Annotated in this window: 28 protein-coding genes; 16 read left to right on the forward strand and 12 right to left on the reverse strand. The window is 60.8% G+C overall.

The features are described 5' to 3' along the window. Positions 1 to 69: 69 nt before the first annotated feature. Entirely contained in the window at positions 70 to 609 is a 540-nt protein-coding gene (locus EOW68_RS02200) for an NUDIX hydrolase (RefSeq protein WP_128223545.1), read from the reverse strand. Positions 610 to 674: 65 nt separating this feature from the next. Further along, positions 675 to 1,886 (reverse strand): proteasome-activating nucleotidase Pan1, encoded by a 1,212-nt coding sequence (gene pan1, locus EOW68_RS02205; protein ID WP_128223546.1) that lies wholly within the window; start codon positions 1,884 to 1,886, stop codon positions 675 to 677. Positions 1,887 to 2,044: 158 nt separating this feature from the next. Here pan1 and EOW68_RS02210 point away from each other — a divergent pair, with 158 nt between their 5' ends. Next, positions 2,045 to 2,311: a winged helix-turn-helix domain-containing protein gene (locus EOW68_RS02210; protein ID WP_128223547.1), complete on the forward strand. Its 267-nt coding sequence runs from the start codon at positions 2,045 to 2,047 to the stop codon at positions 2,309 to 2,311. Positions 2,312 to 2,455: 144 nt separating this feature from the next. On the opposite strand, the gene EOW68_RS02215 is transcribed toward EOW68_RS02210, so the two are convergent. From EOW68_RS02215 to EOW68_RS02225, 4 genes are all read right to left on the reverse strand, one after another. Further along, positions 2,456 to 2,908: a hypothetical protein gene (locus EOW68_RS02215; protein WP_128223548.1), complete on the reverse strand. Its 453-nt coding sequence runs from the start codon at positions 2,906 to 2,908 to the stop codon at positions 2,456 to 2,458. A gap of 81 nt (positions 2,909 to 2,989) precedes the next feature. After that, positions 2,990 to 3,136 (reverse strand): hypothetical protein, encoded by a 147-nt coding sequence (locus EOW68_RS18375; RefSeq protein ID WP_431358725.1) that lies wholly within the window; start codon positions 3,134 to 3,136, stop codon positions 2,990 to 2,992. Then, positions 3,073 to 3,603, reverse strand: coding sequence for a chemotaxis protein CheC (locus EOW68_RS02220; protein WP_431358700.1), 531 nt, complete (start codon positions 3,601 to 3,603; stop codon positions 3,073 to 3,075). The genes EOW68_RS18375 and EOW68_RS02220 overlap by 64 nt, the downstream gene beginning before the upstream one ends. Positions 3,604 to 3,674: 71 nt before the next feature. Next, positions 3,675 to 4,166, reverse strand: a complete 492-nt coding sequence (locus EOW68_RS02225) for a DUF7858 family protein (RefSeq protein ID WP_128223549.1) — start codon at positions 4,164 to 4,166, stop codon at positions 3,675 to 3,677. A gap of 185 nt (positions 4,167 to 4,351) precedes the next feature. Between EOW68_RS02225 and EOW68_RS02230 the strand changes: the two genes are divergently transcribed. The 4 genes from EOW68_RS02230 to EOW68_RS02240 all read left to right on the forward strand — a co-directional run bounded on the left by EOW68_RS02230 (position 4,352) and on the right by EOW68_RS02240 (position 7,547). Next, the gene (locus tag EOW68_RS02230) at positions 4,352 to 5,248 is read left to right on the forward strand and encodes a transcription initiation factor IIB (RefSeq protein WP_128223550.1); all 897 of its coding nucleotides are present in this window, start codon (positions 4,352 to 4,354) and stop codon (positions 5,246 to 5,248) included. A 285-nt stretch (positions 5,249 to 5,533) separates the two neighbouring features. Beyond that, positions 5,534 to 5,662: a hypothetical protein gene (locus EOW68_RS18380; RefSeq protein ID WP_431358701.1), complete on the forward strand. Its 129-nt coding sequence runs from the start codon at positions 5,534 to 5,536 to the stop codon at positions 5,660 to 5,662. Between the two features lie 68 nt (positions 5,663 to 5,730). Next, the gene (locus EOW68_RS02235; RefSeq protein WP_128223551.1) at positions 5,731 to 6,663 is read left to right on the forward strand and encodes an ABC transporter ATP-binding protein; all 933 of its coding nucleotides are present in this window, start codon (positions 5,731 to 5,733) and stop codon (positions 6,661 to 6,663) included. 56 nt (positions 6,664 to 6,719) lie between these two features. Beyond that, entirely contained in the window at positions 6,720 to 7,547 is an 828-nt protein-coding gene (locus tag EOW68_RS02240; protein WP_128223800.1) for an ABC transporter permease, read from the forward strand. Positions 7,548 to 7,559: 12 nt separating this feature from the next. Here the strand turns inward: EOW68_RS02240 and EOW68_RS02245 are convergent, their stop codons facing one another. The 3 genes from EOW68_RS02245 to EOW68_RS02255 all read right to left on the reverse strand — a co-directional run bounded on the left by EOW68_RS02245 (position 7,560) and on the right by EOW68_RS02255 (position 9,426). Beyond that, entirely contained in the window at positions 7,560 to 8,087 is a 528-nt protein-coding gene (locus EOW68_RS02245) for a GNAT family N-acetyltransferase (protein WP_128223552.1), read from the reverse strand. 121 nt (positions 8,088 to 8,208) lie between these two features. Then, positions 8,209 to 8,604, reverse strand: coding sequence for a DUF5611 family protein (locus EOW68_RS02250; RefSeq protein ID WP_128223553.1), 396 nt, complete (start codon positions 8,602 to 8,604; stop codon positions 8,209 to 8,211). A gap of 60 nt (positions 8,605 to 8,664) precedes the next feature. Then, complete coding sequence (locus EOW68_RS02255; RefSeq protein ID WP_128223554.1) at positions 8,665 to 9,426, reverse strand: DUF7093 family protein; 762 nt, start codon at positions 9,424 to 9,426, stop codon at positions 8,665 to 8,667. A 174-nt stretch (positions 9,427 to 9,600) separates the two neighbouring features. Between EOW68_RS02255 and EOW68_RS02260 the strand changes: the two genes are divergently transcribed. Both EOW68_RS02260 and EOW68_RS02265 read left to right on the forward strand, forming a co-directional pair. Next, positions 9,601 to 9,897, forward strand: a complete 297-nt coding sequence (locus tag EOW68_RS02260; RefSeq protein WP_128223555.1) for a DUF6432 family protein — start codon at positions 9,601 to 9,603, stop codon at positions 9,895 to 9,897. Positions 9,898 to 9,964: 67 nt separating this feature from the next. Then, positions 9,965 to 10,906 (forward strand): cobalamin-binding protein, encoded by a 942-nt coding sequence (locus EOW68_RS02265; protein WP_128223556.1) that lies wholly within the window; start codon positions 9,965 to 9,967, stop codon positions 10,904 to 10,906. Here the strand turns inward: EOW68_RS02265 and EOW68_RS02270 are convergent. Then, a complete protein-coding gene (locus tag EOW68_RS02270; protein WP_489666324.1) occupies positions 10,867 to 11,178 on the reverse strand; it encodes a WNWW family protein in 312 nt (103 codons plus the stop codon). The genes EOW68_RS02265 and EOW68_RS02270 overlap by 40 nt on opposite strands. A 62-nt stretch (positions 11,179 to 11,240) precedes the next feature. Here EOW68_RS02270 and EOW68_RS02275 point away from each other — a divergent pair, with 62 nt between their 5' ends. From EOW68_RS02275 to EOW68_RS02300, 6 genes are all read left to right on the forward strand, one after another. Beyond that, positions 11,241 to 11,837, forward strand: a complete 597-nt coding sequence (locus EOW68_RS02275) for a conditioned medium-induced protein 4 (RefSeq protein WP_128223558.1) — start codon at positions 11,241 to 11,243, stop codon at positions 11,835 to 11,837. Between the two features lie 96 nt (positions 11,838 to 11,933). Beyond that, positions 11,934 to 12,521, forward strand: coding sequence for a DUF7504 family protein (locus tag EOW68_RS02280; protein ID WP_128223559.1), 588 nt, complete (start codon positions 11,934 to 11,936; stop codon positions 12,519 to 12,521). 42 nt (positions 12,522 to 12,563) lie between these two features. Continuing rightward, the gene (locus tag EOW68_RS02285) at positions 12,564 to 12,929 is read left to right on the forward strand and encodes a DUF7855 family protein (protein WP_128223560.1); all 366 of its coding nucleotides are present in this window, start codon (positions 12,564 to 12,566) and stop codon (positions 12,927 to 12,929) included. Further along, a complete protein-coding gene (locus tag EOW68_RS02290) occupies positions 12,926 to 13,774 on the forward strand; it encodes a DUF7856 family protein (RefSeq protein ID WP_128223561.1) in 849 nt (282 codons plus the stop codon). The genes EOW68_RS02285 and EOW68_RS02290 overlap by 4 nt, the downstream gene beginning before the upstream one ends. Positions 13,775 to 13,799: 25 nt before the next feature. Continuing rightward, positions 13,800 to 14,567: a DUF7857 domain-containing protein gene (locus EOW68_RS02295; protein ID WP_128223562.1), complete on the forward strand. Its 768-nt coding sequence runs from the start codon at positions 13,800 to 13,802 to the stop codon at positions 14,565 to 14,567. After that, positions 14,564 to 15,244 carry a MinD/ParA family ATP-binding protein gene (locus EOW68_RS02300; RefSeq protein WP_128223563.1) on the forward strand — a complete coding sequence of 227 codons (681 nt, stop codon included), beginning with the start codon at positions 14,564 to 14,566 and terminating at the stop codon, positions 15,242 to 15,244. Before EOW68_RS02295 ends, EOW68_RS02300 begins: the two co-directional genes overlap by 4 nt. Here the strand turns inward: EOW68_RS02300 and ppc are convergent, their stop codons facing one another. Beyond that, positions 15,245 to 17,956, reverse strand: a complete 2,712-nt coding sequence (gene ppc / locus EOW68_RS02305; protein WP_431358702.1) for a phosphoenolpyruvate carboxylase — start codon at positions 17,954 to 17,956, stop codon at positions 15,245 to 15,247. 322 nt (positions 17,957 to 18,278) lie between these two features. After that, positions 18,279 to 21,500: an isoleucine--tRNA ligase gene (ileS, locus tag EOW68_RS02310; RefSeq protein ID WP_128223564.1), complete on the reverse strand. Its 3,222-nt coding sequence runs from the start codon at positions 21,498 to 21,500 to the stop codon at positions 18,279 to 18,281. A 439-nt stretch (positions 21,501 to 21,939) separates the two neighbouring features. Here ileS and EOW68_RS02315 point away from each other — a divergent pair, with 439 nt between their 5' ends. The 3 genes from EOW68_RS02315 to EOW68_RS02325 all read left to right on the forward strand — a co-directional run bounded on the left by EOW68_RS02315 (position 21,940) and on the right by EOW68_RS02325 (position 26,195). Continuing rightward, positions 21,940 to 22,755 carry an AAC(3) family N-acetyltransferase gene (locus tag EOW68_RS02315; RefSeq protein ID WP_128223565.1) on the forward strand — a complete coding sequence of 272 codons (816 nt, stop codon included), beginning with the start codon at positions 21,940 to 21,942 and terminating at the stop codon, positions 22,753 to 22,755. Between the two features lie 60 nt (positions 22,756 to 22,815). After that, positions 22,816 to 23,928: an OBG GTPase family GTP-binding protein gene (locus EOW68_RS02320; RefSeq protein ID WP_128223566.1), complete on the forward strand. Its 1,113-nt coding sequence runs from the start codon at positions 22,816 to 22,818 to the stop codon at positions 23,926 to 23,928. Positions 23,929 to 24,317: 389 nt separating this feature from the next. After that, positions 24,318 to 26,195 carry an asparaginase domain-containing protein gene (locus EOW68_RS02325; RefSeq protein ID WP_128223567.1) on the forward strand — a complete coding sequence of 626 codons (1,878 nt, stop codon included), beginning with the start codon at positions 24,318 to 24,320 and terminating at the stop codon, positions 26,193 to 26,195. The last annotated feature ends 101 nt before the right edge of the window (positions 26,196 to 26,296 follow it).

The following is a 26,296-nucleotide window of genomic DNA, read 5'->3' on the forward strand; positions in this document are numbered from 1 at the left end:
CCTATAACTACATCGAATCTGGCCGCCCAGATTTATAATTATCTTGCATTATAGATTCGTTCAGCGAGATCACGCTTCGAACAGTTCGTAGTAGAGAACGCCCGTCGCCGTCCGGCCGTCCTGGATGTCGCCCGACCGAACGCCCTCGATCAGGCCCTCGTAACTCGTCGTCGTCACGTCGATAGTCTCGTTGACGTCCAGCGATTGCTCACCGCTTTGCTCGCAGTCTCGGGCAACGTAGTAGTGGAAATAGGAGTTCGAAAGACCGTTGGAGGGCTCGAACGCACACAGCCTTTCGAGTTCGCCAGCCTCGTAGCCGGTCTCCTCGCGGAGTTCGCGGCGAGCGGCCCGCTCGGGATCTTCATCCGGTTCCATACTGCCCGCGGGAATCCCACGGTTCTCCCGTTTGACTGCCTGTCGCCACTCGTCGATGACGACGACCGCCCCACTGGCTGTGAAGGGGAGGATGACGACACTTTCCGGATTCGAGAGATAGTCGAACTCCCCCTCTTCGCCGTCGGGGAGTTTCACGCGCTCGTTTACGATATCGAAGCCGTCGCAGGTGTACGCGATCTCACTCGCCAGTGTCTTCCACGCTCGGTCTGACATAGCAGCAGTTCGGGTCTCGGTCAGCAAAAACAGTCCGCTCTCGTCGGATAAATCGACTATCGATCTCAGGCGAAGGTTCGCGAGACGTCTTCGTCTTCCTCTTCTTGCTTGATCTTCTCGTAGGCCTCCCGGAAGTCCGTCATCCGGACCTCGGTCCGGTCCTCGCGGATCGCGAACATCCCGGCCTCGGTACAGATCGCCTTGATGTCCGCACCGGAAGCACCTTCGGCGAGATCAGCCAGTGCCGCGTAGTCGACGTCGTCGGCGACACTCATCGTCCGGGTGTGGATCTGGAAGATCTGCTCGCGGCCCGCGGTGTCCGGCTCGGGCACCTCGATGAGGCGGTCGAACCGGCCGGGACGCAGGATTGCGCGGTCGAGCATGTCGAAGCGATTCGTCGCGGCGATGATGCGGATGTCACCGCGATCCTCGAAGCCGTCCATCTCCGAGAGGAGTTGCATCATCGTTCGCTGGACCTCGGCATCGCCGGAGGTTTTCGAGTCGGTCCGTTTCGAGGCGATAGCGTCGATCTCGTCGATGAAGATGACGGCGGGCTGGTGCTGGCGGGCGAGTTCGAACAGATCCCGCACCAGTTTCGCACCCTCGCCGATGAACTTGTGGACCAGCTCCGAGCCGGCCATCTTGATGAACGTGGCGTCGGTCTGGTTGGCGACTGCTTTGGCGAGCATCGTCTTCCCAGTGCCTGGTGGGCCGTGGAGCAACACACCCGACGGTGGGGTGATCCCGACGTCGTCGAACATCTCAGGGTTTTTCAGCGGCATCTCGACGGTCTCGCGGACCTCGTCGATCTGGTCTTTGATCCCACCGATATCCTGATAGGTGACGTCCGGGCTCTCGTCGACCTGCATCACGCGTGCACGCACGTCAGTCTCGTCGTCGAGCGATTTGACGATCGAAAGCGAGTTGTTGACCGCGACGCGGGAGTCGGGTTCCAGCCCGTCGCGCATCTCCTCGGTGACCTCTGTCAGCGCTTCCTGGTTGTTGCCGTGCTGTTTGATGATCACACCCTCGTCAGTCAGTTCCTGGACTGTGGCGACGAACAGCGGTGACTGCTTGAGTTTCTTGTTCTCGTGAGTCAATCGCTCCAGTTTCTGCTGGTACTTGTTGTTCTCCGCGTTCGCGTCGAGGAGTTTGTCCCGCATGTCCTCGTTCTGTGATTCGAGAACTTCGAGCCGTTCCTCCAACGATTCGATCTTCTCCTGCTTGGACGCACCGTCGTCGTACGGCAGTTCGACGTCGTCCACGGTGTCAGTCATTACCCTTATTAAGGGATTCGGCAATAAGAGGTTTCGGGTAGGTTCTAAAATACGAGATGGAACAAGCTATATCAGGCTCCAGCAGCTTGAAAATGCTCGTCAGTAATCACACTAAGTAGAAACTATTATTTACTTGCATCTCCGAGAAGGGAAACAGAATGAGTACATCAGAGACAGTTCAGACAGACGAGCCGGCAGCCGTCGGCTGGGAAGCCGTTCAGGATCTGCCACCGAGTGCGAAGCTGGTCGCGAAGATTCTCGACTACAACGGTGCGCTCACCCAGAGTCAGCTCGCCGAAGAGACGCTGTTACCGGCACGGACGGTCAGGTACGCCCTGGGCCGGCTCGAAGATATCGACGTCGTGGAGTCACGGTTTTCGTTCAACGACGCACGGAAGCGCGTCTACACGCTGACGATCGAGTAACGCGGTGGTTTCCCACCGGAGCGTACACGATTCACGCCCGTCCTCAGAAATCTTTGATTTCTGATGTGCGAACGAGACGCGAAGCGTCTCGTCAACGCCGTGAACGGCGGGATTCTCTCGCTGAATCAAGATAGCGAGTTTCGATCAGGAGTAGATATCTTCTTCGTCACCGTCCTCGGGGCGTTCGGCACCGCCGGTGAGGATCTCCGCGCCTTCCGGTGAGAGCTGCGGTGTCACGTTCTCTGAGGTGACCTTGTTGATCTCGTCGATGTTCCCCGAGAGTACCTTCAGTGCGTCCTGTGGGTTCGGGTAGATCATCATGTAGCCGTTTTCACCCATCGTGATCAGCTGGGTATCAGAGACCATAATCTGTTCTTCGTTGATAGTTGCCGCGACGGCTGGCAGCGCTGCTGGTCGGCCATCGTCGTCTTCGTCTTCGGTGACCCACCGGATGTGGACATCGTCGAGATCCGTCACATCGGTATGCTCTTTGACGATCTCGGCACACGCGACGAGATCCCGGGTGATCTTGGTCTTGTGTTCGTTCTCGTGTTCGCCCTCGAAACAGTGTCGACAGACGCGAAGTTCGATCCGCATTTGTAACCTCTAGGCTGTTGCAGGCCAAAAGCCCACGGCTTCGGCTCTGGGGTATGACGAGATGTAGAATTAGGAATCCAATCAATCAGCAGCGTTCCCCGTCTCCAGTTCGATCGTATCGAGCAAGTTCACGAAGGGACCGGGTGCGGGGACGAGGTAGACGTTCAGTTCGAGATCAGTGTCGTGTTCCGGGACGCTGAGGACCGAATCGAGTAGAGGGCGATCCATTCGTCGCGAACGTGCGAGAGTTCCTGCCGGAGCATCTGTTTGCCATCGTGGCTCAGTGTCGGCGTTCCCATATCGATCGTCGTATCGAGAACGTTCGCGATCTCGTCGATAAAGCCGGAGGTACAGCTGTTACACATCTCCTGCAGGGTGCTCTCCTGGAGTTCGGTCAGTGCCGCGCCGACCGACTGGCCGGAGAGCAGTTCCGCGACCTTTCTCGCCGTGTCGTCCGAGAAGGTGAGCATAAACACGCCGTAGGGTGGCTCGGTCAGCTGTATCGTCGCGACGTAACACTCGTCTTCACCCATCGCATCGGGGAGATCGACGGGATCGGCGAAGGCGAGACTCTGGATCTCGACTGTCGTCTCGGTCCCGGCGAGCGTACTGAACGACTCGGCGACGTTCGTCGCACCGACCTCGATCAGTTCGTTGATGAGCTTCAGCTTCTGGATGTTGATCAAAAGCGGCATGTGGCTCTGTGACTCTATACCCCTCTCTCGTAAACCGAGTTATGCGTTCCCGGGCAGTATCGCGATTGATATTACAGGCTGTCCGGCAGTCCACCAGACAGTGAGGATCCAGCGGTCCGCGTGGCTGCCAGCACACCCTCGATTGCGGTGGCTACCTCCTCCAGTGGGTCGTGGGTCTCGACGTACACAGCGAGCGCGAAGCTCTCCTCACCGACACGGGTCAGTTCGAGCGCCTCACTCCGGGAGAGTCGCCCGTCGAGATAATCCTGAACAATCTCCGCTTCCATCGGCCCCAGTGGCGAGACAGACTCACCGAGCAGGTGCAGTGTCTTCGCCGCTGTCGTCGGCGCGATCCCCGCCGCACGGCCAGCCGATCCCACAGAACCACCCTCACAGTACCGTTCGAGCACGGTGGCCGCTGCACTCGGCGAACACGGAAGCTCCTCTGCGAAGGGTTCGAGACGATCGGCGAGCGAGGCGTCGGTCTCGTCGACGGTCGCCACACCCCGGTCTTCCTGCCGGTCGGTGACCTCGATCCCGGCCGCAATCTCCGACAATCCCATTACGAGAATGTGGTTTCGCCATCTCATAAAAAAGATGTGATCCCGGTGGACCGTCGTGATACTCCGACCCCCGAACCTGGATCGAGTTACCTGCCGGTAATCGGTAGGTAGATTTTCCGGATACCAGCAAATACAGCCGGAAGCTGCTCCTGTTTAAATACCCATCGGGGGCCAAAGAAGACGTGATGACAGCCGCGACAGCAAACGTCTGTCCCGAGTGTGATGGATCGCTTCGATCAGATGACTGCGAGACCGTCTGCACGCAGTGTGGACTGGTCGTCGACGAACACGCGATCGATCCGGGACCGGAGTGGCGGTCTTTCGAGGACGACGACACCAACCCTGAGCGTACGGGCGCGCCGCTGACACGCTCCCGGCACGACCGTGGGCTCTCGACGGAGATCGGTCACTCCACCCGACTGAAGGGTCGCAAACGCCGCCGAGTCGCCCGGATGCGCCGCCAGCACAAACGCACCAAGATCCGCAGCAAAGCCGAGCGCAATCGAGTGTACGCATTCACCGAGATCCGCCGGCTCGTCGGCGCACTCGATCTCCCGGAACACGTCCAGGAGCAAGCGTGTGCACTGTTCGAATCGGCACAGAAAGCAAATCTCCTCCAGGGTCGCTCCATCGAGGGCTTCGCAGCAGCGGTCGTCTACGCCACCTGCCGGACGGCGTCGGTTTCCCGGACTGTGACGGAGATCACCACCGCCGCCAAGGCCAGCCGTGACGAGCTGGACGCCGCCTACGACGCGATGAACCGGGATCTCGGCCTCCCGACGGGTCCGATCGACCCCCGGGAGTTCCTGGCGCGGTTTGCGAGCAAACTGGATCTCCCGACGGAGATCGAACAAATGGGTCGAAAACTGGCCACCGAACTCCGGGAGCGGGGGCTCGACGCCGGTCGGAACCCGGGTGGCGTCGCCGCAGCCTGTCTGTACACCGCCGCAAAGCGCGCTGGCCACGGTCTCACGCAACGGGAGGCCGCCGACGTCGCCGACGTGACGCCGGTCACTGTGCGACAGACCTACTATAATCTTGAAGGCAAAGGTGACTCACAGGCGATCGCCTGCCAGCAGTGAGCACCCGAACGAAGTTCCCCAGTCTCTGCGACCAGGGAGTATCAGAAAGGGATCTTCTAAAGCTGCAGATTTCGGCGCTAGAATGATCCAAACAGAGTTATTCTCGATCCAAAAATTGAAGTCTACAGTAGAATATTAGGATTCTTAGTTAATACGTCCAACAAATACTTACGTGCAAACACACTCGAAGGATATGATGACAGAAACACCGACACGCCGACGCGAGGAGACGACCAGCATCGTCAGTTCAGTGACCGACAACAACCCATGTGGAGACCCAAACTAATGTTACCCTGGACCGCCTCACGAGTGAATCGACCATCGAACCGCCGGAAACGGGAGTACAAACGCCCCGAGATCAAGCGGGAAGCCGAAGAAGAGTCAGAACCCGAACCGAAACAGGCCGCAGATTAGTTGTCTCGGCGAGAAGTTCACGCGGAGTACGACGGGCTTAACCGCGAAACGAGCCTTCCTGTAGCTACATGGGTGAGGCAATCGCGATTAGCGATCTCGACAAATCATACGGCGACGTGCAGGCCCTCGATGGACTCTCGCTGTCCGTCGATGACGGCGAATTTTTCGGGCTGCTCGGGCCAAACGGTGCGGGCAAGACGACGATCATCAACACACTGGTCGGACTCGTCCGCGCCGACAGCGGTGAGGCGTCTGTTTTCGGCTACGACGTAGTAGAGGACTACCGCGAGGTCCGCGACCGGATCGGGCTCGCACCACAGGAGTACAACGTCGATCGGTTCTTTCCGATCCGGGAGGTGCTCGAACACAAGGCCGGTTACCACGGCTACGGCCGCGAGACGGCCAGCAGCCGGGCCAGGGAGGCGCTGGAGATCGTCGGCATCGCCGAGAAGGCCGAGGCCCGCTTCCACCAGCTATCTGGCGGGATGAAACGCAGATTTATGCTCGCCCGGGCGCTGGTCTCCGGGCCGGAGTTGCTCATCCTCGACGAACCCACCGCCGGGGTGGACGTCCAGTTGCGCCACGACCTCTGGGAGATCATCGAACAGATGAACGACGCGGGGACGACAATCTTGCTCACGACCCACTACATCGAGGAAGCGGAGCGACTCTGTGACCGCGTCGCGATCATCGATCAGGGACGGAACGTCGAGGTGTCGACCCCCGACGAACTGACCGAGCGGGGGACCGATACCCTCGATATCGGACTCGCCGATCCGCCCGCGACTGCACCAGCGTTCGATCTGCCGGGCGTCGTCGAGGCCAGCATGGACGGCGACCGACTGCTCGTGACCGCCCGCGGCGGGAGCAAACTCGTCCCGACAGTGTTGCGCGATCTCGAAGCCGACGGCTACGAGGTGTCAGATCTGGATATCAGACGTGCTTCACTCGAAGAGGTGTTCGTCGATCTCACACGGACAGAGGAGGTGGCCAGTTCGTGAGCGATCCACGCGAGACGGAAAGTCAGGATGAGGTCGAGACACGCTCCGACGGCGGCATCCTCCTCGGCGAGAGCGTCGGAGCGAGTACACAGACCGATCAGAAAGGCGGCGGGCTCACCGGCTTCCAGACGCTGCTACGCCGGGAGATCCTGCGCTTCGTCCGGCGACCCAGAAACACCTTCCTCCCGCCGATGATTACGAACGTCCTCTACTTTGCCGTGTTCGGGCTGGTCCTCGGCGGCCGGATCGACCAGATCGCCGGCTTCGATTACATCATCTTCCTGTTGCCGGGGCTGATCGTCCTCGGGACGATATCGAATGCGTTCGAGAACGCGTCGTTTTCGATCTTCCACGGGCGCTGGAACGAGTACATCGAGACGGTGATTATCTCGCCGCTGTCGAACTGGATGTTCGTCGCGGCCTACATCATCTCCTCGGCACTCCGGGGGATCGTCGTCGGGACGATCATCGCCGTCATCGGGCTCGTCTTCGTCCGGCTGACCGATCTGACGATCACGGTCGCGGAACCGCTGTATCTCGTCGCCTTTATGATCGTCATCTCTGTGCTGTTTGCCGCGCTGGGGATCATCGGCGGCCTCTGGGCGAAGGATTTCGACTACCTGACCGTGATGAACCAGTTCATCCTCCGTCCGCTGGTCTTCTTCGGCGGTGTGTTCTACTCGCTCGACGTGCTGCCGGGGCTGTACAGAACGCTCTCGCTGCTCAATCCGATGGTGTACATGGTCAACGGGGTCCGCTACGGCTTCCTCTCGTACTCGGATGTCGACCCGACGGTCGCGCTCGCGGTGCTGACCGGCTTTACGGCCGTCGTCGTGCTCGTCGACATCTGGCTGTTCGAGCGCGGTTACGGGATCATCGACTAGCGGTTGCAGGGATCACTGATCGAACTCTTCGGCGAGCAGTCCGTACCGGTGGAGGTCGACGTGTTCCCCCTGCACGAACGCCTCCCGTCGGAGCACACCCTCCTGTTCGAAACCGACCTTTTCGAGGACGCGACTCGACGCTGGATTCGTCTCGTAGGCCCGACCAACGATCTTGTGCAGTCTGCGCTCGTCGAAACCGTACGCACAGAGCCGTCGGAGTGCGTCCGTGGCGTAGCCGTTATTCCAGTGGTCGGGCATGAGGCTGTAGCCGACTTCCGCAGTCCCCCAGGTAGGTCGTTCGATGAACAGCCCCAGCGAACCGACCGGATCCCCATCGACACAGATCAGCAGGTGGATGTCGTCGTCCTCTGCAGTCGATTCGATCCACGCCGCCTCTTCGGCACGGGAGATCGGATCGGAGTTGCCGATCCCGGCCCGGACACGCGGGTGGTTGACGAGCCGCTGCAGAAACGCCACATCCGACTCCTCGACGGGCCGCAACTCGACGGTATCGCCCTCACAGAACAGTGGACCAGGCATACTGTCCTGTTACTGGGCGGACTATTTTACGATTGGCGTGGTGTGTGAACAGTGAACAGGGATTCGATAGCTGCAACAGGGTCGCACTGGCAAGCAGTATCCGAGGTGAGTGAAAGAAGAGTCAGTCGTCGACGTTGTCGGGGACTTCGTCGTCTTCGACGGATCGTTTCATCGATTCGCGCCGTGATTTGGCGTCGCGGCCGGTCGCCTCTTCGAGGAAGTCGTTTTTCAGGGAGACAGCTTCCTCTGCAGCGTCGAAGTGACCTTCTTCGATGACCTCCTCTGCCGGGCGTTCTTCGAACTCGACAGCGAGTTTGTCCTTTTTGCCTCCGTACTCGACAGTGCCGGCGGTGATCCGGGAAAAGACCGGATTGTCCGGTTCTTCGACGACGTACAGCTCGCTATTCTTGAAACTCTCGGTGTGGGTTATCGGACCGAAATACTCCTCGATAGTGGCCTCCATATCTTCGATCCGTTCTTCGAGGTACTCACCCCGCCGCATCTTGTATTCGCGCATGGTCGTTTGTTTGCTCGGGGTGGCTCTTACCTCTTTCGTGCCAGACTCAGCAGGTGAGACTCACTCACTGACGTGCTCCAGAGAACCACGGTGACACTCGGGACAGAAATCGCCCGCTCGGAGTGAGGATTCCTCGACAGGTGTCCTAAACTCACACTCCGGGCAGTGGAACTCACCGTCGGGAACCGAGACGGCGCTGCCGGTCGGCTCGACATCCGGTTCATCCGGCGTCGGATCGATCTCCGTTTCCGGTTGCCAGTCGTCCTCGTTGTCACCGGGCTCCTCGGGCCACTCGCCGGGGCTCCGGTCGTCGGCTTCGTCCTCCTCGTCGTCCAGAATGACGCCGTCGTCTGTCTCGGGGTCTGTTTTGGGTTCACTCTCCGCGTCGGCGAAGCCTGCCTCCCCGGCGGTCTGCTGGTCCGAGACAGTCGGACCCTCGTCGGTCGTCGGCTCGTCGGTTGCAGTCGCCGGTGTCTGGGAAGCACCACCCTCCGGGCCGGCCGCTGGCGCGGTATTCGTCTCCGCGTCGAGAATCTCCGCATCGGGCTGGCTGTCCGACTGCGTCTCTGCCGGTTCGGCCGGTGGCTCCGACGCCACCGGCTCCTCGTCGGACTCCTCGGCGAGGTCGTCGGCGACGATATCCGCAGCTGTTTCGAGTGTCGTTACTTCCTTGTTCTCGGAGACGATGCGCTCTTCGCCACAGCGTTTGCAGGTCTGTGTCTCACGGATGGTCGTGACGACTTCGCTTCCGTCCTCCTCACGGTTGCGTTCGATCTCGGCGTCGCCAAATGCATGCCCGAAGACGGAACACTTGAAGCTCATTGCCATGAATATCTCACCGTGCGAACCATAAGCGTACTGCTTGGGCGACCGAGAGATTGCCTGTCGAAAGTGACGGGAGACTGGTGCCAGTGAGAGCCCGAACAGTTTCGGGTACCAGAGGACGACCACATTGTCGCTCAAAATATAAGAGCCGGGGTTCCGTACTGCCGAGTAATGCGAGCGAAAGAGGAGTATCGTGATCGCGACGAGACAGAGGTTGCTGTCCTCGATGCACTGGCCGACCGACACGATACCGGGATGACGGTGTTCGACCTCCGCGCGATGGTCGACGAAGATATCGACTCGCTCGAAACGGCCCTTTCGGACCTGAAGACGGACGGGCTGATCGACGTCTCCAACGACGACGGACGGACGGTAATCCGACCCAAAGACCACGCCATCGAGAACGGCAAGAAATCAGACGGCGAAGACGGCTTCTTCGAGAAACTCCGCCGGCGCTTCCCATTTTGACACGCCGACCTTCGTTTACCGCACCCGACGGGCTGCCCTTTAATATCGCACAGTCGCTACAGCGGGTATGCGCGTCGTCTCACTGCTCCCCTCCGCGACCGAGATGCTGTATGCCGTCGGCGTCGAGCCGGTCGGTGTCTCCCACGAGTGTGATTACCCACCTGCTGCCCGGGAGCTGCCGGCAGTCAACAGCTCCCGGGTCGACCCCGACGCCAGCAGTACGGAAATCGACGAGCAGGTCCAGGACGCACTGGAAGAGGGTGGCGTCTACGAGATCGACCGCGACCAGTTGGTTGCGCTCGACCCCGACGTGATCGTCTCACAGGGAATCTGCGACGTCTGTGCCGTCGACGACTCCGACATTCTCCGGACGGTCGAGGAACTCGATCTGGACACCGAGGTGATTACGAGTGATCCTCATAGCCTCGAAGACATGCTGTCGGATATCGAACGACTCGGGGACCTGCTCGACTGCTCGGCCAGGGCCGAGGCTGTCCGTGCAGATCTCGAATCCCGGATCGAGGAGATTACCGATCGAACGCCTGACGACGGACCGCGGGTGGCCGTGCTGGACTGGCTCGATCCGGTGATGGTCGCGGGCCACTGGGTCCCGGGCATGGTCGACCGGGTCGGTGGCAGCTACGGCCTCGCCGACCCGGGCGATCGCTCACGACCACGCGAGTTCTCGGAGATACGGGACTACGACCCCGAGGTGCTGATCGTCTCTCCGTGTGGGTTCGGGCTCGATCAGACGATGGAAAACGCGACAGATCTGACGACACGGGACGGGTGGGACGAACTCACGGCTGTCCAGAACGAGCAGGTGTACGTGATCGACGGCCACCACTACATCAACCGACCGGGACCGCGGCTTGTCGACTCGCTGGCTGCACTGGCAAGCGTGATCCACCCCGGCAGTGTCGACCCGCCAGCAGAAGCTATCGAGCGGTTTCCGTGCACCGGATCGAGTCAGCCCGACTCGATCCCCGGCCGGACACGGAACCGCTGATAGTTCCCGTCAGCGAGTTCGAGCGAGTCGATCCACCAGTTCCACCGCTCGACGAGCGTGTACTCCTCGGGCGCGTCGTCGAGATTCGATACCACGGCGTCGACAGTCAGCTCGTACCCGAACGCCTCCTCGATCCGCCCCGAGTCGGCGAGATCACGAGCCTGTCGAGTAACGGCACGCAGCACCTGCTCGGTCCCCTCGAACTCCGAATCGAGCCGGTCGGCCAGTGCTTCCGAATCCACAGTTGTACATCGGTATCGAGTCGCTTGAATCTTTGCGACAGGGCCAGCCGATGGACAGGTTTTTTATATCCGTCCCGACGAGATGGCGGAAGATGGAAGAGAAAACCGAAGAGCTTCGTGACATCTTCCTCTCGGTCTCCGACGAAGAGACTGTAACGGAGTCCCAGACGGAGAGTCACGGCTCACTGACCGACGAGGGGGAGTCGGTCGAGCGTCGACTCGACGAGGAACTCGAAACACTCCGCGAGAAGTTCGGCTTCGAGACCGACCTGTCTGACGAGCAGCGACGGGAGCTAATCGAACGGTTCTACGACGGTAGCTCCGACGCGGAGCTTGCGGCGACCCTCGACCGCGAGGAGGCGACAGTCTTTGCGGCGCGGATGGAGCTCCATCTCGTTCGGGACGGCGAACCACCACTCGGGGAAAGCAACCGCGAAGCAGTCCGCGAGCAGCCCGATACCGATGCCGAAGCGCTCGCCGAGGAGCTAGACGTTGCCGAGCAGGCAGTCGACCGGACGCGTGCCGTCCTGGCGACGCAGGATCGGTCCCGGCGTGTGAGCCAGCGGTTCGTCACGGCCTACCAGGAGATTCTGACAGATCTGGAGCTGACAGACCAGTTTGCCACCGACCCCCAGGAGGATGGGCTGGACGGGGCAACCGAGGGTGCGGAAACGAACGTCGACTTCTGATGGGGCGAGAGACGGAGAGATACACCAGCCGACAGACAGAAAGACAAAGCGGTTTATATCCCAGGCCTCTACTCGTCACCATTCAGGTCGGGATCGATGGCAGCTATGATTAGCAAACTCGAAGATACGACGAATGTTCTGCTCGAAGAGCCACCGCTGGGGGAGGGTCGGGACGTCTGCACGTCGTTACTCGTCGGTGATGTCGCCGAGCCAACCGCCCTCTTCGTCTCCTTTACCCGGAGCGCGAGCGACTGTGTTGCACAACTCGACGACGAAGCGGTCGAAAATATTGGCGTGATAACCGTCGGCGACAGTTCGAGTTCCGTCGACGACGACCGAGTCGTCACGGACACCGTCTCGACACCGAGTGATCTCACGGGGCTCGGGATCAGCATCGGAAAGATGCTCTCCCGGTGGGACGCACCCGTGTTCGTCTGCTTCGAATCGCTGACCTCGATGCTCCAGTACGTCGAGATCCAGACTGCCTACGAGTTCCTGCACGCGATCACCGGCCAGATCCACGCGGCCGGCGCACGCGCTCACTTCCACATCGATCCGAGCGCCCACGACTCCAAAGATGTCGCCGGAATCGCGTCGCTGTTCGACGGGAAAGTCACCCTTGACGGCGACGACCGGGAGATCAAGACACGCAGCCTCCTCGAATCCGGCGGCCCTGCTGACTGAAAACCCGAATTATTTTACTCGAACTGCTCGATATCGCCAGGTGTGTTGCTGGTGATTACCTACTCGCGGTCGGCCCGCGAGTCGTTGCGCAACGTCTGTCGCGCTCACGAGGAGAGTATCGTTCGCCGGTTCGGCCGGGCAGCACTGTTCGAAGCGACCGAGTTCGGTGCCTTCCAGGCGCTCCGTTTGCGGGAAAAACACGACGACGCAGTCCAGATCGAGCGAACCCGACCGTTCAACGAGTTCGCGGCCGTTCCCGCCGCAGTTCGGGAGGCAGCAACCGAGTACGAAAACCGTGAGGAGCCAGCGGTGCCGTACGCCGCCTTTGCATCGAGCACGGACCACCCGTCGAAAGAGCAGATGCAGGAGTCGGCGCTCGAACCACCTGAATCCGTCGGCGGGCCATGACACAGACAGAGCCGATTACCGTGCGAATCGGAGAGATCGTTCGTCGGGGCGAGGTAATCGATCTCCCCACTACTGTGAATCCAGCAGCCCTCCGTGACGCGATACGGGGCGACGACAGCGACCGCCTCTCGGTCGACTGTGAGCGGCCCCAGCCCGTTCACGACCACGTCGGCTACATCCACACCGGGATGGGTATTCGAACGCGGACGGCACTCGCACGCGCCGGCCGGAGCAGAGACCTGACGACAGAGTCCGACGAGGAAATCGCTGCACTCGATGCGGAGATTACCGAACTCGATGCCGAACTTGCCGCCCAGGAGAGTCAGCCCGCTGCCGAGTACCGGGAGCAGATCGCCGAAAGCAGCCGGAAACGGGCAGAGCTACGCGAGGCCGTCGAGGCTGCGAGAGGGCGGCTGGAGGCGTGTCGGGACCACGGGATCGATACCGACGCTGCCGTCGAAGCGCTCGAAATGGCGATCAGGGAACTCTCCGAACGGGAGACGGCCACAGCCGCCGCAACGGAACAGCTCGATCACGCACGCGAGAGGAATCGGACACACAGGGATCTCAAAGAGAAACGGCTCCGACTCGAAGACAGACGGGCGAATCTGGAACAGGAGGCACGCGCCTCGCTGGTCGACAAGCTCCGCGAGGAGTTTACAGCGGCAGTCGACACAGTTCCAGGGTCGAAAGCGACCGATCCGTTCGACGCGCCACCAGTCGTGACCGCACTGGCAGTCGCCCGGATCGCGGATCTCGACGCGCCCGCCGTCCTCGACTGTGACCGATTCGACTCCCCGGCGGCCGCCGGCGACTGGCTCGGTAGCCCCATTCTGTACGTTTAAATCCGATGGGGCGACCACCACCCCTATGGCGACACTCGACTGGCACCACACCCGGGCTGGCGGTGTGACATTCGTCGAACTGCTGATAACCACCGAGCACGCGGCCAGCGTCCGGATCGAGAGCGAGCTGACACCGGTCTGGCCGCCGAGACGGCAGGGCGTTCCAGTTGCTGGCTGGGAAGGCAGCAGCTTCGAGACGACAGTCGCGGCCGACGATCGACTCGTCGTCGGCTACGCCTCGCCAGCCGAGCCGGACGGCCAGCCAGCTACCGTGGAGAGTCAGCCCACAGACAGCGCCGGATCGGACTCCGAAGTCGATCCACAGACGCTGTTGCGGGCACTGGGCGAGGCAAAACCACCGCGTGATCTCGTTCCTGGAGCGCCGCGTACCGGGCACCAGATCGGCGAGAGAGCGGGGTCCACGGCAGACGAGCAGTACAGAGACACTGCTGTTTCGCCACGACGCCGTGAACAACGGACAGCGGCGAATAGCCAGCGGACAGCGGGCCATCCAGGCCAGACAGACGACGAATCGATCAGGGCGCTGGAGTCGTGGTTCAGTGCTGTCGAAAAGCGGCTGGCGAAAGCAGAGCAGCTGGCCAGTATCGAATCTGCAGACCAGGCGACAGCCGAACTGGACGCTGTCGGCGGGATCGGCGGCGTCAGGCAGTTACAGGCCCAACTTGCGGCCGACCGCGAACAGCTCGCCCGGCTGTCGGATCGCCAGCAACAGCTCTCGAACCGGCTGGAGACAGTCGACATCCCCACGGGGGTTCTCGAACGCGTCGCATGATTCTGACAGTGACTGCAGGCAAAGGTGGCGTCGGCAAATCGACAGTCGCCTACAACCTCGCTGCGGAGCTGGATGCTGTCGTCGTCGACGCAGATCTCGGGATGGCTGATCTGCCGACGAGTCGAGGCCCCGATCTGCACGACGTCCTCGCCGGCCGTGCATCGGCGACGGAAGCCGTCCGAGAGGGCGGACCGGTCAAGCTTCTTCCCTGTGGTCGCTCGCTGGCCGGTGCGCGGGCGGCCGACTCGACAGCGCTCGTCGAGACCGTCCAGCGGGTGGCCAGCCAGTACGGCCGGGTCGTCATCGACTCGCCAGCGGGGATGCGGAGTGACGCTGGAATTCCCCTGCTAGCCGGGGACGCCTGCCTGCTCGTGACCAGACCCACCCCGGCAGCGATCTCCGATGCGATCCGCATCCGGGAGCTCGCGCGGGTGATCGAGACACCGCTCGTCAGGGTCGCACTGAACCGTGTCGAGCCGGAGAAACTCGATCGAAATGCACGGGACGAACGGCTGGCAACCACGCTGGGCGCACCTGTCGTGCCAGTTCCAGAATCGCCAGCGCTCGCGCAGGCGCAGCAGTCCGGCCACCCCGTTCGTTCAGTCGCACCGGCGACTCGGGCTGTCACACAGTTCGAAACACTCGCAACTGCTGTCGAAAGAGCCGTCTCGTCGTGATTAGCCGGTGTTTTTCATTCCGGCAGCGATCCCTTTGACCGTGATCCGCAGCGTCTGCTCGTCGCGCTCGCTTCGTTCGTCCTGTGCGAGTAGCTGTCTCTGGAGCAGGTTCAGTGGGTCGACGTAGGGGTTTCGCCGGTCGAGACTCTCACGGAGCCACTCGCGGCGGATCGGGTCCTCGCGCCCGGTGATCGTCGTCACCAGTTCGACTGCGCGCTCGTACTCACCTCTGATCCACGGGAAGAAGTCGGATCGAAGCTCTTCGTCTGCAAGATCGGCGTACTCCTCGGCGATGGTCATGTCCGTCCGACCCAGTGCCTGGGCGGCGTTGTCCAGTGTGGTCTGGAAGAACGGCCACTGCTCGTACATCTCCCGCAGGGTTTCGATCTCGCCGCCGTCGTCGAGATAGGCGTCGATCCCCGAGGCCAGCGAGAACCAGCCGGGGAGGATACACCGCGACTGGGTCCACGAGAACACCCACGGGATCGCTCGCAGATCTTCGACTTTCCGCTCGCCAGAGCGCGAGGCCGGCCGCGAGCCGAGATTCAGGTTCTCGATGACGCTGATCGGCGTCGCCTGGCCGAAGTAGGTGACGAAGCCGTCGGTTTCCAGCAGTCCGCGATACTCCTCACGGGCAGCGGTCGACATCGTCTCCATCGCATCGACCCACTCCTGTTCGATGTCTTCTTCGGGGTGCTCGATGGATTGCTTCCGGGCCGACAGCTGTGCGTTGAGCATCTGTTCGAGTTCGCGCTCGCCGATCCGGACGTTGCCGTACTTTTCGGCGATGGCCTCCCCCTGCTCGGTGAACTTCACGTCGCCGGTGACGGTGCTGTTCGGCAGGGCTTTGAGCGCGTCGTTCATCGGTCCGCCACCGCGGGAGATCGATCCCCCGCGGCCGTGGAACAGCCGAAGCGTGATATCGAAGTCGTCCGTGATATCCGCGAGCATGCGCTGATTTTCGTACAGCGACCAGTTGGCCGCCAGGAAGCCGTTTTCCTTGTTCGAGTCGGAGTAGCCGATCATGATCTCCTGGGTGTTCCCGCGGGCTTCGAGGACCTGCTCGTAGGCCTCGTTTTCGAACAGCGTCCCCATGATCCGCCGGGCACCGGAGAGTGCGTACTCGGTTTCGAGCAGCGGCACGATGTCGAGGCCACAGTGACCGGGCAGATTCACCACATCCGCCTGGTCGGCCAGGAAAAGGACTTCCAGCACGTGGCTCGGTTCGTCCGCCATCGAGATGCAGTAGGTATCGATCGCCTGCTGGCCGTACTCCCGTTGCCAGTCGGCCAGCCGGTCGAACCGCTCCATGACGCGGGCGGCCGTACTCGAAACGTTCTCGTGGTTCGAGAGATCGATGATCGCGTCGTCTTCGAGAACCGCCTCGGTCAGGACGTCGACTTTCTCGTTTTCAGAGAGGTCAGCGTACTCGATACCTTCACGGCCGAGTGCCTCGTCGACGGCCTCTGTGTGCTGTTGCTGGTGGTCGCGCAGATCCAGACTGGCGAGTGTGAAGCCGAAGGTTTCGACCTGGCGCATGAGCTGTTCGACGTGGGCCTCGGCGATGATATCGCAGTTGTTCGCGTGGAGGCTCTCTGCGAGTGTGGCCAGATCGTCGTAGAACTCATCGGCCGTATCGTAGCCACCCGGTCGGATGCCACCGACTCGCTGGAGTTTCGCCCGCATCAGCATGAGCACGCGGCGGTAGGGCTCGTCTGGATACCGTTTTGCGGCCTCCTCGCGGACCTCGGGCAGCGTCTCCTCGATATCGGTAAGTGGGTCCTGTACGCCCTCGTCGAGTGTGAGTCGCCGGCCATCCTGGCTCAACACACTCGACATCTCCGCGAGGCGGTCGAGATACCGTTCGAGGACGACCTCTCGCTGGCGTTCGAGTGTCGCCGTCGTCACCTCCGGTGTGACGTATGGGTTCCCATCGCGGTCGCTGCCGGCCCACGAGCGGAACTCGAACAGTTTCGGAATGTCGACGTCGTAATCGATTTCCGCATCGATGGCATCGTCGAGTTCGTCGTACACCTCCGGAACGATATCGAACAGCGTGTTGGTCAGATACCACTGGACGTTGCGGGCCTCGTCTTCGACCTCCGGCCGGCGCTGGCGGACCTGTGGGGTCTGCCAGAGCCCGAGTACCTCGGCTTCGATATCCCGCTTGACCTGTTGTTTCTCTTTGTCTGTCAGCCGGTACTCGTCGAGTCGCTGGAGTTCTTCCGCGATCGATCGGAGTTTGGCCTTGATCGTTTTCCGGCGTGCCTCCGTCGGGTGTGCTGTAAAGGTCGGCTGGATCAGGACGTCTTCGAGAATCCGCTCGACAGTTTCGGGATCAGAATCAGACAGCTCCGCCGCCGCAGCTTCGAGACCATCGTCGAGTGTGCCATCCTGTGAACCACATCGGAGGTTCCGGACACGCTCGCGTTCCTCGGCAATATTCGTCAGCTCGAAATATGTAGTAAACGCCCGTGCGAGGCTGTTTTTTGTCTCCTCGTCGATCGTGTCGAGTTGGTCGTAGAGGGGGTCGCGCGAGTCGATCTCTCCCTCGCGGTAGAGGATCGACGTTTTCCGCATCTCCTCGACCGTCTCGAACTCTTTGGTCGATGCATGCTCCTGAATTATTTCACCGAGCAGGTTCCCAAAGTCACGAACATCCTGACTAATTGTCCGTTCATGTAACATTTCCTTCGTGGTCTGATCAGTCATTCGGCCGTATTTTCACCCCCTGACTAAAAGGTCTTTTTTCACACGATTTTTTTACCGATTGGGCGGTGAAATACGAACAGAACGATCGACACAGCTATTTCGGACACGACCCGCGCCTCCGGCGACCACTCTCTGCTCACGGGTCGCAGGCCCGTTCGCATGGTCAGCGAGACCGCCGGTCTCGCTCGGCTCGAAAAACGTGGTCCTCTTGAGCGAAGCGAAAGAGGGCTCGGAAGGCGAGCAGTGCGAGCCTTCCGGTGGCCAAAAAGCCCGGAGCCTCGCATCGCTCGGCTCCGGGGAACCCCGCCTCCGGCGCGGACTTCTACGCTGTTGCTTCGACGACTTCCTCGATCGCGATCTCCATCTCGACGCCCTCGACATCCCACTCTTTCCGGTAGCCGTCGTCGACATCGCCGAACTCCGCGGCACGAACCTCGTTTGCGATGAGGTCCTCGTGCTGTTCGACGAGCTCGGCAACGCGGTCGTCACCGACATCGAGATCCAGCCGGATCGCTGCCTGGATATCCAGATCGAGATCCTTCCGCATCTCCTGCACCCGGCGGATGACCTCGCGGGCGTAGCCCTCACTCTCGATATCTTCGGTGAGTTCGGTGTCGACGTAGACGACACCCGCAGTCTCGCCGACCTCGAACTCGGTGCCGGAGACACCTTCTGGCGTCTCGGTGACGAACTCGACCATCTCCTCGGTCAGGGAGACATCGAGGCCAGTTTCCTCCTCGACAGTGGCTTCGAGGTCGGTGAGGTCGGGATCGCTCACGCGGGCCTCGTTCAGCGCGTTCATGATCCGGCCGGCGTCGTCGCCGAACTCCGGACCGAGCACACTCATATCTGCCTCGGCCGAGTAGCGGAGTTCACCCCAGCCACCCTCGCCGGGCCCGATGACGGTGACGGTTCGGGTGTTGAGTCGGTCCTCGATCAGTTCACTCCGGCGGGTGACAGCCTCGGCAGCCTGCTCGTCGGGGACGTCGACGACGACCTCCGACACCGGCCAGCGGAGTTTGCGCTCTGCCTGCTGACGGGCGTTCGAACCGGCCTCCTCGACGGCGCGCAGGACCTCGATGTCGTCTTCGAGTTCCGGGTCGCGCAGGTCTTCGTCGGCCTCCGGCCAGTCACACATGTGGACCGTATCGAACTCGTCGTCACCGGTCAGCGTGCCGTAGATCTCGTCGGAGACCAGCGGTGCGTACGGTGCGAACAGGCGGACGATCTCCGTCAACAGTTCGTAGAAGGTCGCGTAGGCGGCCTGCTTCGACTCGCTATCTTCCTCTTCCCACATGCGCTCGCGGACGACCTGAATGTAGAACCGGGAGACGTCCTCGACGACGAATTCGAGCAAGGCGTCGAGTGCCCGATCCTGACGGTACTCGTCGTAGTGGTCGGTCATCTCGGCTTCGACCGCCTGCAGGCGGGAGAGAACCCACTCGTCGACCGTCTCCAGTTCCACGTCGTCGATGCTGGCTGCCGACGGATCGTAGCCGTCGATGCGCATATACGGCAGCGGGAACCGGAAGACGTTCCAGAGGATGTTGAGATCGCGCTGCATGTTCTCGATCTCGTCCCACGAGAAGCGCATGTCGTCGGCCTGTGGGCTGACCGAGAGCAAGAACAGGCGCATCGGATCCGCGCCGTGTTGCTCGATGACCTCGTGTGGCGTGACGACGTTGCCGATGGATTTGGACATCTTCCGGCCGTCCTCGGCCAGCGCCCAGCCGTGCATCAGGACGTCCTTGTAGGGAACCTCACCGAGTGCGGCGGTCCCCATCCCGAGCTGTGACCAGAACCAGCCCCGCGTCTGGTCGTGGGCCTCCATGATGAGATCGGCCGGCCAGAGTTCCTCGAAGGCGTCCTCTTCCTGGGGGTAATCGAGTGTTCCCCAGGTCGCGACAGAGGAGTCGAGCCAGACGTCGAAGACGTCGGGAACGCGTGTGTAGGTCGTCCCGTCTTCGGTGATCGTCAGTCCGTCGACGGTCGGTTTGTGGAGATCCACATCCTCGGGATCGACATCCTGGTCGACGCGCTCTGCGAGTTCCTCGCGCGTGCCGACGACGATCCGATCGCCCTCGCCCGGCGCACCCTCCTCGGGTGTCCAGATCGGGATCGGGATGCCCCAGTAGCGCTGGCGGGAGACGTTCCAGTCCGGCGAGTCCTCGACGAAGTTCTTGAACCGCTCCTCGCGGGCCTGCTCGGGGTACCAGGTGCTGTCGTCGATGTTATCCATCAGCTCGTCTTTGATGTCGGTGATCGTGATGAACCACTGGTCGGTGACGATCCGGACGATGCCGGTATCACACCGCCAGCAGTGTCCGTCGTTGATCGTGTGGCCCTCCTCGCTGGCGAGCAGATGGCCCCTCGCGTCGAGATCCGCGATCACGTCGTCGTTGGCGTCCGTAACGAACTGTCCCTCGTACTCCCCACCTTCGTCGGTGAAGACACCGTCGGAGCCGACGGGACAGAAGATATCCAGATCGAGTTCGGTCCCGCGCTCGAAGTCCTCTTCACCGTGGCCCGGTGCGGAGTGGACCAGTCCTGTGCGGTCTGCTTCGACGTACTCTGCGGTGTAGACCTGCCCGGCACCCTCGAAGTCGGCATAGTCGGGGACTTCTTCCTGCAGTGGGTGTTCGTACTCCCAGCCGATCAGGTCTTCGCCGGTCAGTTCCTCGACGATCTCCCAGTCGTCGTACTCGGCCCACTCGGCGACCTCCTCGGCGACTGCCTCGGCGACGTAGATGCGCTCGGAGTCGCCACCTTTCTCGCCCTCGATTCCGACGTAGGTGAGATCCTCGTCGACAGCGACGAAGGTGTTGGCGGGGATCGTCCACGGCGTCGTCGTCCAGATGACGAGGTTCCCCTCGCGGTCAGAGAGGGGAAATTTGACATAAATCGACGGTGCGGAAACCTCGTCGCGTTCGACCTCGTTGTTGGCGATAGCGGTCTCACAGCGGGGGCACTGGTTGATCGGTCGTTTGCCGCGCTCGACCAGATCGCGGTCGTCGGCCTGCGAGAACGCCCACCAGGCGGCCTCCATGTACTCCGGCGAGACCGTCTTGTACGGGTTGTCCCAGTCCATCCAGACGCCCATCGACTTGAAGTCTTCCTGGAGGCCCTCTAGCTGTTCGTTGGCGAAGTCCTTGCACTCCTCGATGAAGTTGTGGACACCGAAATCCTCGATATCCTGTTTGTTCTCGAAGTCCAGGCGTTCCTCGACTTTCGTCTCGATAGGCAGCCCGTGCATATCGTAGCCTGGCCGGTCGGTGACGTCGTACCCCTGCATCCGGTGATAGCGGATGTAGGCGTCCTTGAGTGTCTTGTTCCAGGTGGTGCCCATGTGGGCCGCACCGGAGGTGTAGGGCGGGCCGTCGACGAAGAAGAACGTCTCCTCCCCTGCTCGGTGTTCGACTGTCTGTTCGTAGGCGTCGACTGCATCCCAGTGCTCGAAGACCCGGTCTTCGACCTCCTCGGGGTCGTACTGGTCGGTCACCTCCTGAAACCGCTCGTGACCGCCAGGCGTATCCTCGTCGCTCATATCTATCGTATCCGACGGCCGGGATTAAAGGCAACTCGGTTGCGAGATGGGGGGTTTGGGTATTTTGTGTCATGTGATTTCCGAGTAGCATTAACAACAGCAAGAAAGCCCCGAGGCTCTGAACTCGGGGGCCTCGCTGCGCCCTTCGGGCCTCCGGCCCTGCAGTGCTTGCGTCGTCCGCCGTCGTTCAGAGCCTCGCCCCTTTCAGTCCCACCCACGTAGCTTGGCTGGCCAGCCGATAGGGGTGGGACTGAAAGGGGCCAGTCGCTCGATGAGCGAGACGAAGCAAGCACCGCAGCGAAGCGAGGAGCACAGCGAGTCGCAGCCATCGAGCGACTGGGGGCTTTCTTGCTGTCTTAATCTCGGCACCTCAAACAAGACCAGTGACAACCCTTCCGCGATCAAGAAAACTTATTCCGGACCCCGGACAGTCACCAGCATGAGCGATACCCTCCCAGAGGACAGATCGCCGGAACCGGTCACCGTCGACTCCATGACCAGCGATCTCCGTAGTCTCGGGCTCGAAGCCGGCCAGGCAGTGTTCGTCCATAGCTCGCTCTCCGCGCTCGGGTGGGTCTGCGGCGGCCCGCCAGCAGTCATCGATGCACTCCAGAACGTCATCACAGAAGAGGGAACGATCGCTATGCCGGCGAACTCTGCCGGGAACATGGACCCTGCAAACATGGGCAATCCGCCGGTCCCCGAGTCGTGGTACGACACCATCCGGGAACAGATGCCCCCGTACCGGCCGGACGTCACACCAACACAGGGGATGGGCGCGATCGGCGAATGTTTTCGCTCCTGTCCTGGTGTCCGCCGGAGCCAGCACCCACAGCACTCCGTGGCCGCGTGGGGAGCAGACGCCGGATTCGTCACCAGAGACCACAGCATCGACAACTCCCTCGGCGAGCAGTCACCGCTGGCTCGCATCTACGAACTCGATGGAGACGTTCTCTTTCTCGGAACCAGCCACGAGACGAACACCTCGATGCACCTCGCCGAATATCGAGCGGACATCGATATCGGCACAGAAACCAACGGTGCGGCAATGCTCGTCGACGGTGAACGGGAGTGGATCGAGTGGGAAGATATCGATATCGACGACGAGGACTTTCCAGACTGTGGCACGGCCTTCGAGCGTGCCCGTCCCGACGCCGTCGAGACGGGCACCGTCGGCGTGGGGGACGCGAAGCGCATGTCCCAGCGAGCGCTCGTCGACTTCGCAGTGGAGTGGTTCGAATCGAACCGTGAGTGAGATCACCATCATCGGACCGGACGAAAGCGCTTTTGCGTATCGACGGCAGAGAAACGGGTAATGGGGCTCGAAGAGGAAATCGAGGAGATCGAAGAGGAAATCCGGGAGACCCCCTACAACAAGTCCACAGAGGCCCATATCGGCAGGCTGAAAGCCAAAGTCGCCGAGATGAAGGAGAAACTCGCGAAACGGCAGGCCTCCGGCAGCGGTGGCCCCGGCTACGCCGTCGAGAAACACGGCGACGCGACTGTGGGGCTGGTCGGATTCCCGAGCGTCGGCAAGTCGACGCTGCTGAACGCACTCACCAACGCAGACAGCGAGGTCGGCTCCTACGAGTTCACGACGCTCGATGTCAACCCCGGGATGCTCAAATACCGGGGTGCGAACATCCAGCTTCTCGACGTGCCCGGACTGATAGAGGGGGCAGCCAGCGGTCGCGGTGACGGCCAGGAGGTGCTCTCGGTCGTCCGGACGGCCGATCTCGTCGTCTTCGTGCTCTCGGCGTTCGAAATCCAGCAGTACGACCGACTGAGTGAGGAACTGTACAAGAACGGCATCCGGCTCGATCAGGAGCCACCGCGGGTCGACGTCCGGCCGAAAGGAAAGGACGGCATCTCGATCAACGCCAGCGTCGATCTGGATCTCGACGAGTCGACATTGACGACCATCCTGCGAGAGCACGGCCACGCGAACGCGAACGTCACGATCGGTGAACAGGTCGATCTCGACGAATTCATCGACGGCATCCGCGACAACCGCGTCTATCTCCCCTCGCTGGTGACCGTCAACAAGGTCGATCTGATCGAACGCGACTACGCCGAGACGGTCAACGAGAACCTCCGGGAGCGCGGGATCGATCCCGACGACGCGATCTTCATCAGCGCCGAGGAAGAGAAGGGACTCGACGCGCTCAAAGAGCGGATCTGGGAGGAGCTCGGTCTGATCCGCATCTACATGGACAAACCCGGCCGCGGCGTGGATTACGAGGAGCCGCTGATGCTGTTCGAAGGCGAAACAGTCGAAGACGCCTGCGAGAAACTCGGCGGCGAGTTCGAGAACCGGTTCCGCTTCGCGCGGGTGAGCGGCCCGAGCGCGAAACACGACGAACAGCAGGTCGGACTGGACCACGAACTCGCCGACGAAGACGAACTGCGGATTCTGACGACGAAGTGACCGGTCGCTGGACAGTAACGACCACTGGCTGGTATCGCCGTCCTCGAAACCACACCACCACTACATTCCAATGATCCGACATCGCATAGTAACTCGAACAGTCAACTACATACGATTAATTACTGGAATGTAGCTAAATAAGTAGAGATACATAGATGATACGACAGTATATGTGAAATAAGAAATTTTTGACATTGTGTAATTTCTTATATATGTTGTGTACTGACTAATAGCAAAAGCACAGACACCTCGTTTTCAGTCGGTAAATACTGAAATATCAGAATTATGATTAATAGAAAATCTTCTCAGTATTCCCTTATATTCCTGCAACAACGTATAAGTGATATTCACACAATACTTATTACGCCCATGATGATTGGACAACCTACATGAGTGATGGTGAAAAACCAGACGATTGTATCGAAAAAAGCCAAGAAACCGAGCAAAGCGGAGTTGAACGCCGGTCAATGATGCAGTTCCTTGGTGCAATGGGTGCGCTCGGACTCGCTTCGGGGTCGAACGCTCGCGAGACGACCGCCGAAACAGTCACCTCCGGGAGCGAGGCGGTGTCGAATATCAGCCAGGAAGAGAGTTCGAAACCAACAATCGCAGTATTCGCCGGTCCGACAGCGACAATCCTGAACTCCGGGACGCGGATCACGAGTAACAAGGCACGAGAAAAGTACGATCTGGACCTTCTGACGGGGCCGGACGGGGAGAAACTCGGTTCGGGACCGCTACGTCCCCAGCGGTTGGCTGCTCCAGTGACAGTGTACATCGATGCACACAGTTCGCATCCACTCGACAGCCAGGACACGGAACTGTACGCTCCGCCGGATGGCTACGTCGATCCAGAAACGGGTGAGTTCGACGAAGAAGCCGAGGATGGTGTTCCAGCCTACGAAGTGACATTACAGCCCGACGATGGACTGTACCAGTTGCCATACATGGCACGGAAATCGAACGGTGAGGCCTGGGACAGTGACAGTCTCGACTCTGACGACCCACAGAAAGACGAAAGTCGAATACCGTTTTTCCCGGATACTTCGCGGCTATTCGAGGAGATCGATCGGTTCGGAATCGTCTACGGTGTCAACAATTCTCTGAAGTCGAAAGCCAACTTCGATCACTACAGGGCTGCGCCATCTGCAGGGTACCGGGATGGGCTCCCGGAAGACGAACGCACGGACGAAGGTGCGGGCGATATCGAACCGGAGACGTGGGGGGAGGATTTCTTCACTTACACACCGATCGCAGAAGACCCGACTCGACGGACACTAACCGAGATCACGAACTCCGTTCAGGATGCAATGGAGTCAGAAGAGTACGCCGGCGCAATCTGGACGGAAGGAAGCCCGACTATCGAGGAGACTTGCTACTGGTTGAACCTCTTGGTCGATACCACGAAACCGATCGCCGCGAACGCTTCCCAGCAGTCTCACGGCGATCTCGGGAACAGGGGTGACCGAAATATATTCGACTCCGTAACGTACATCACGTCCAGCATCTGGGAAGACAGCAACGGCCGGGACCGAGTCGGAGCGGTCAACATTCAGGAAGAACAGGTGTTCTCGTCCAGAAATGTGCAGAAGATGGACGACCGACCGGGTGGATACTCCCCATCAGGCGGCCACGGCGGGATCATCGGGAGTACAGCCCCACCAGTGCTGACTAATGTCCCCAACAAACAACACACCTGGAACTCCGAAGTGAACATCACTAGCCTGCCATCGACAGTGACGGGCGTCCAGCGGACCAACGGAACGATCAGGACCGTCGAGGTCGCAATCAAAGATTCCGAGGGGAACCTCCTGCCCGCAATCCCGGACGTTAGTATCACGAAATTCGGCGAATATATGTCGGACAGTATGCCAAACGATGGGGAACCAAGTGAGATAATCATGGAGCAGGTGCAGCGGAAACTCGCGACCGAACCGCTCGCAGGGTTCGTCCTCGAAGGGACCGCCCCGTACGGCTCGGTACACGAGTCGGTCATGGAGGGCCTCCGACAGGCAGCGATCCGGGGTCTCCCGGTCGTCTCTGTCGGACGAGCGAGCAGTGGTGGCTTCACGGAGGAAAACACCGCCAACCTTCTGATCGAGGGCGGCAACCTGACGTCCACGAAGGCCAGACTGCTCCTGATGGCATCGATGATGAAATTCGGATCGTACCCAGTCCCGCAAAATCCGGATAATCCAAGCGAAGACGAACTCGATGCGATCCGAGAGAGGGTCGACCAGTATCAAGAAGTCTTCCACACGCACTAATCTCCGAGTCGAATTACTGCCGGGATTAATTCGCTTCAATCGTCTCGACAGGGGATTTCACCGGTTCCCGGGGAATAAAGTTCGGTCCGACAGAAGGTCAG

Source organism: Halovenus amylolytica (assembly GCA_004015825.1).
In the GTDB taxonomy this organism is placed as follows: Archaea; Halobacteriota; Halobacteria; order Halobacteriales; family Haloarculaceae; genus Halovenus; species Halovenus amylolytica.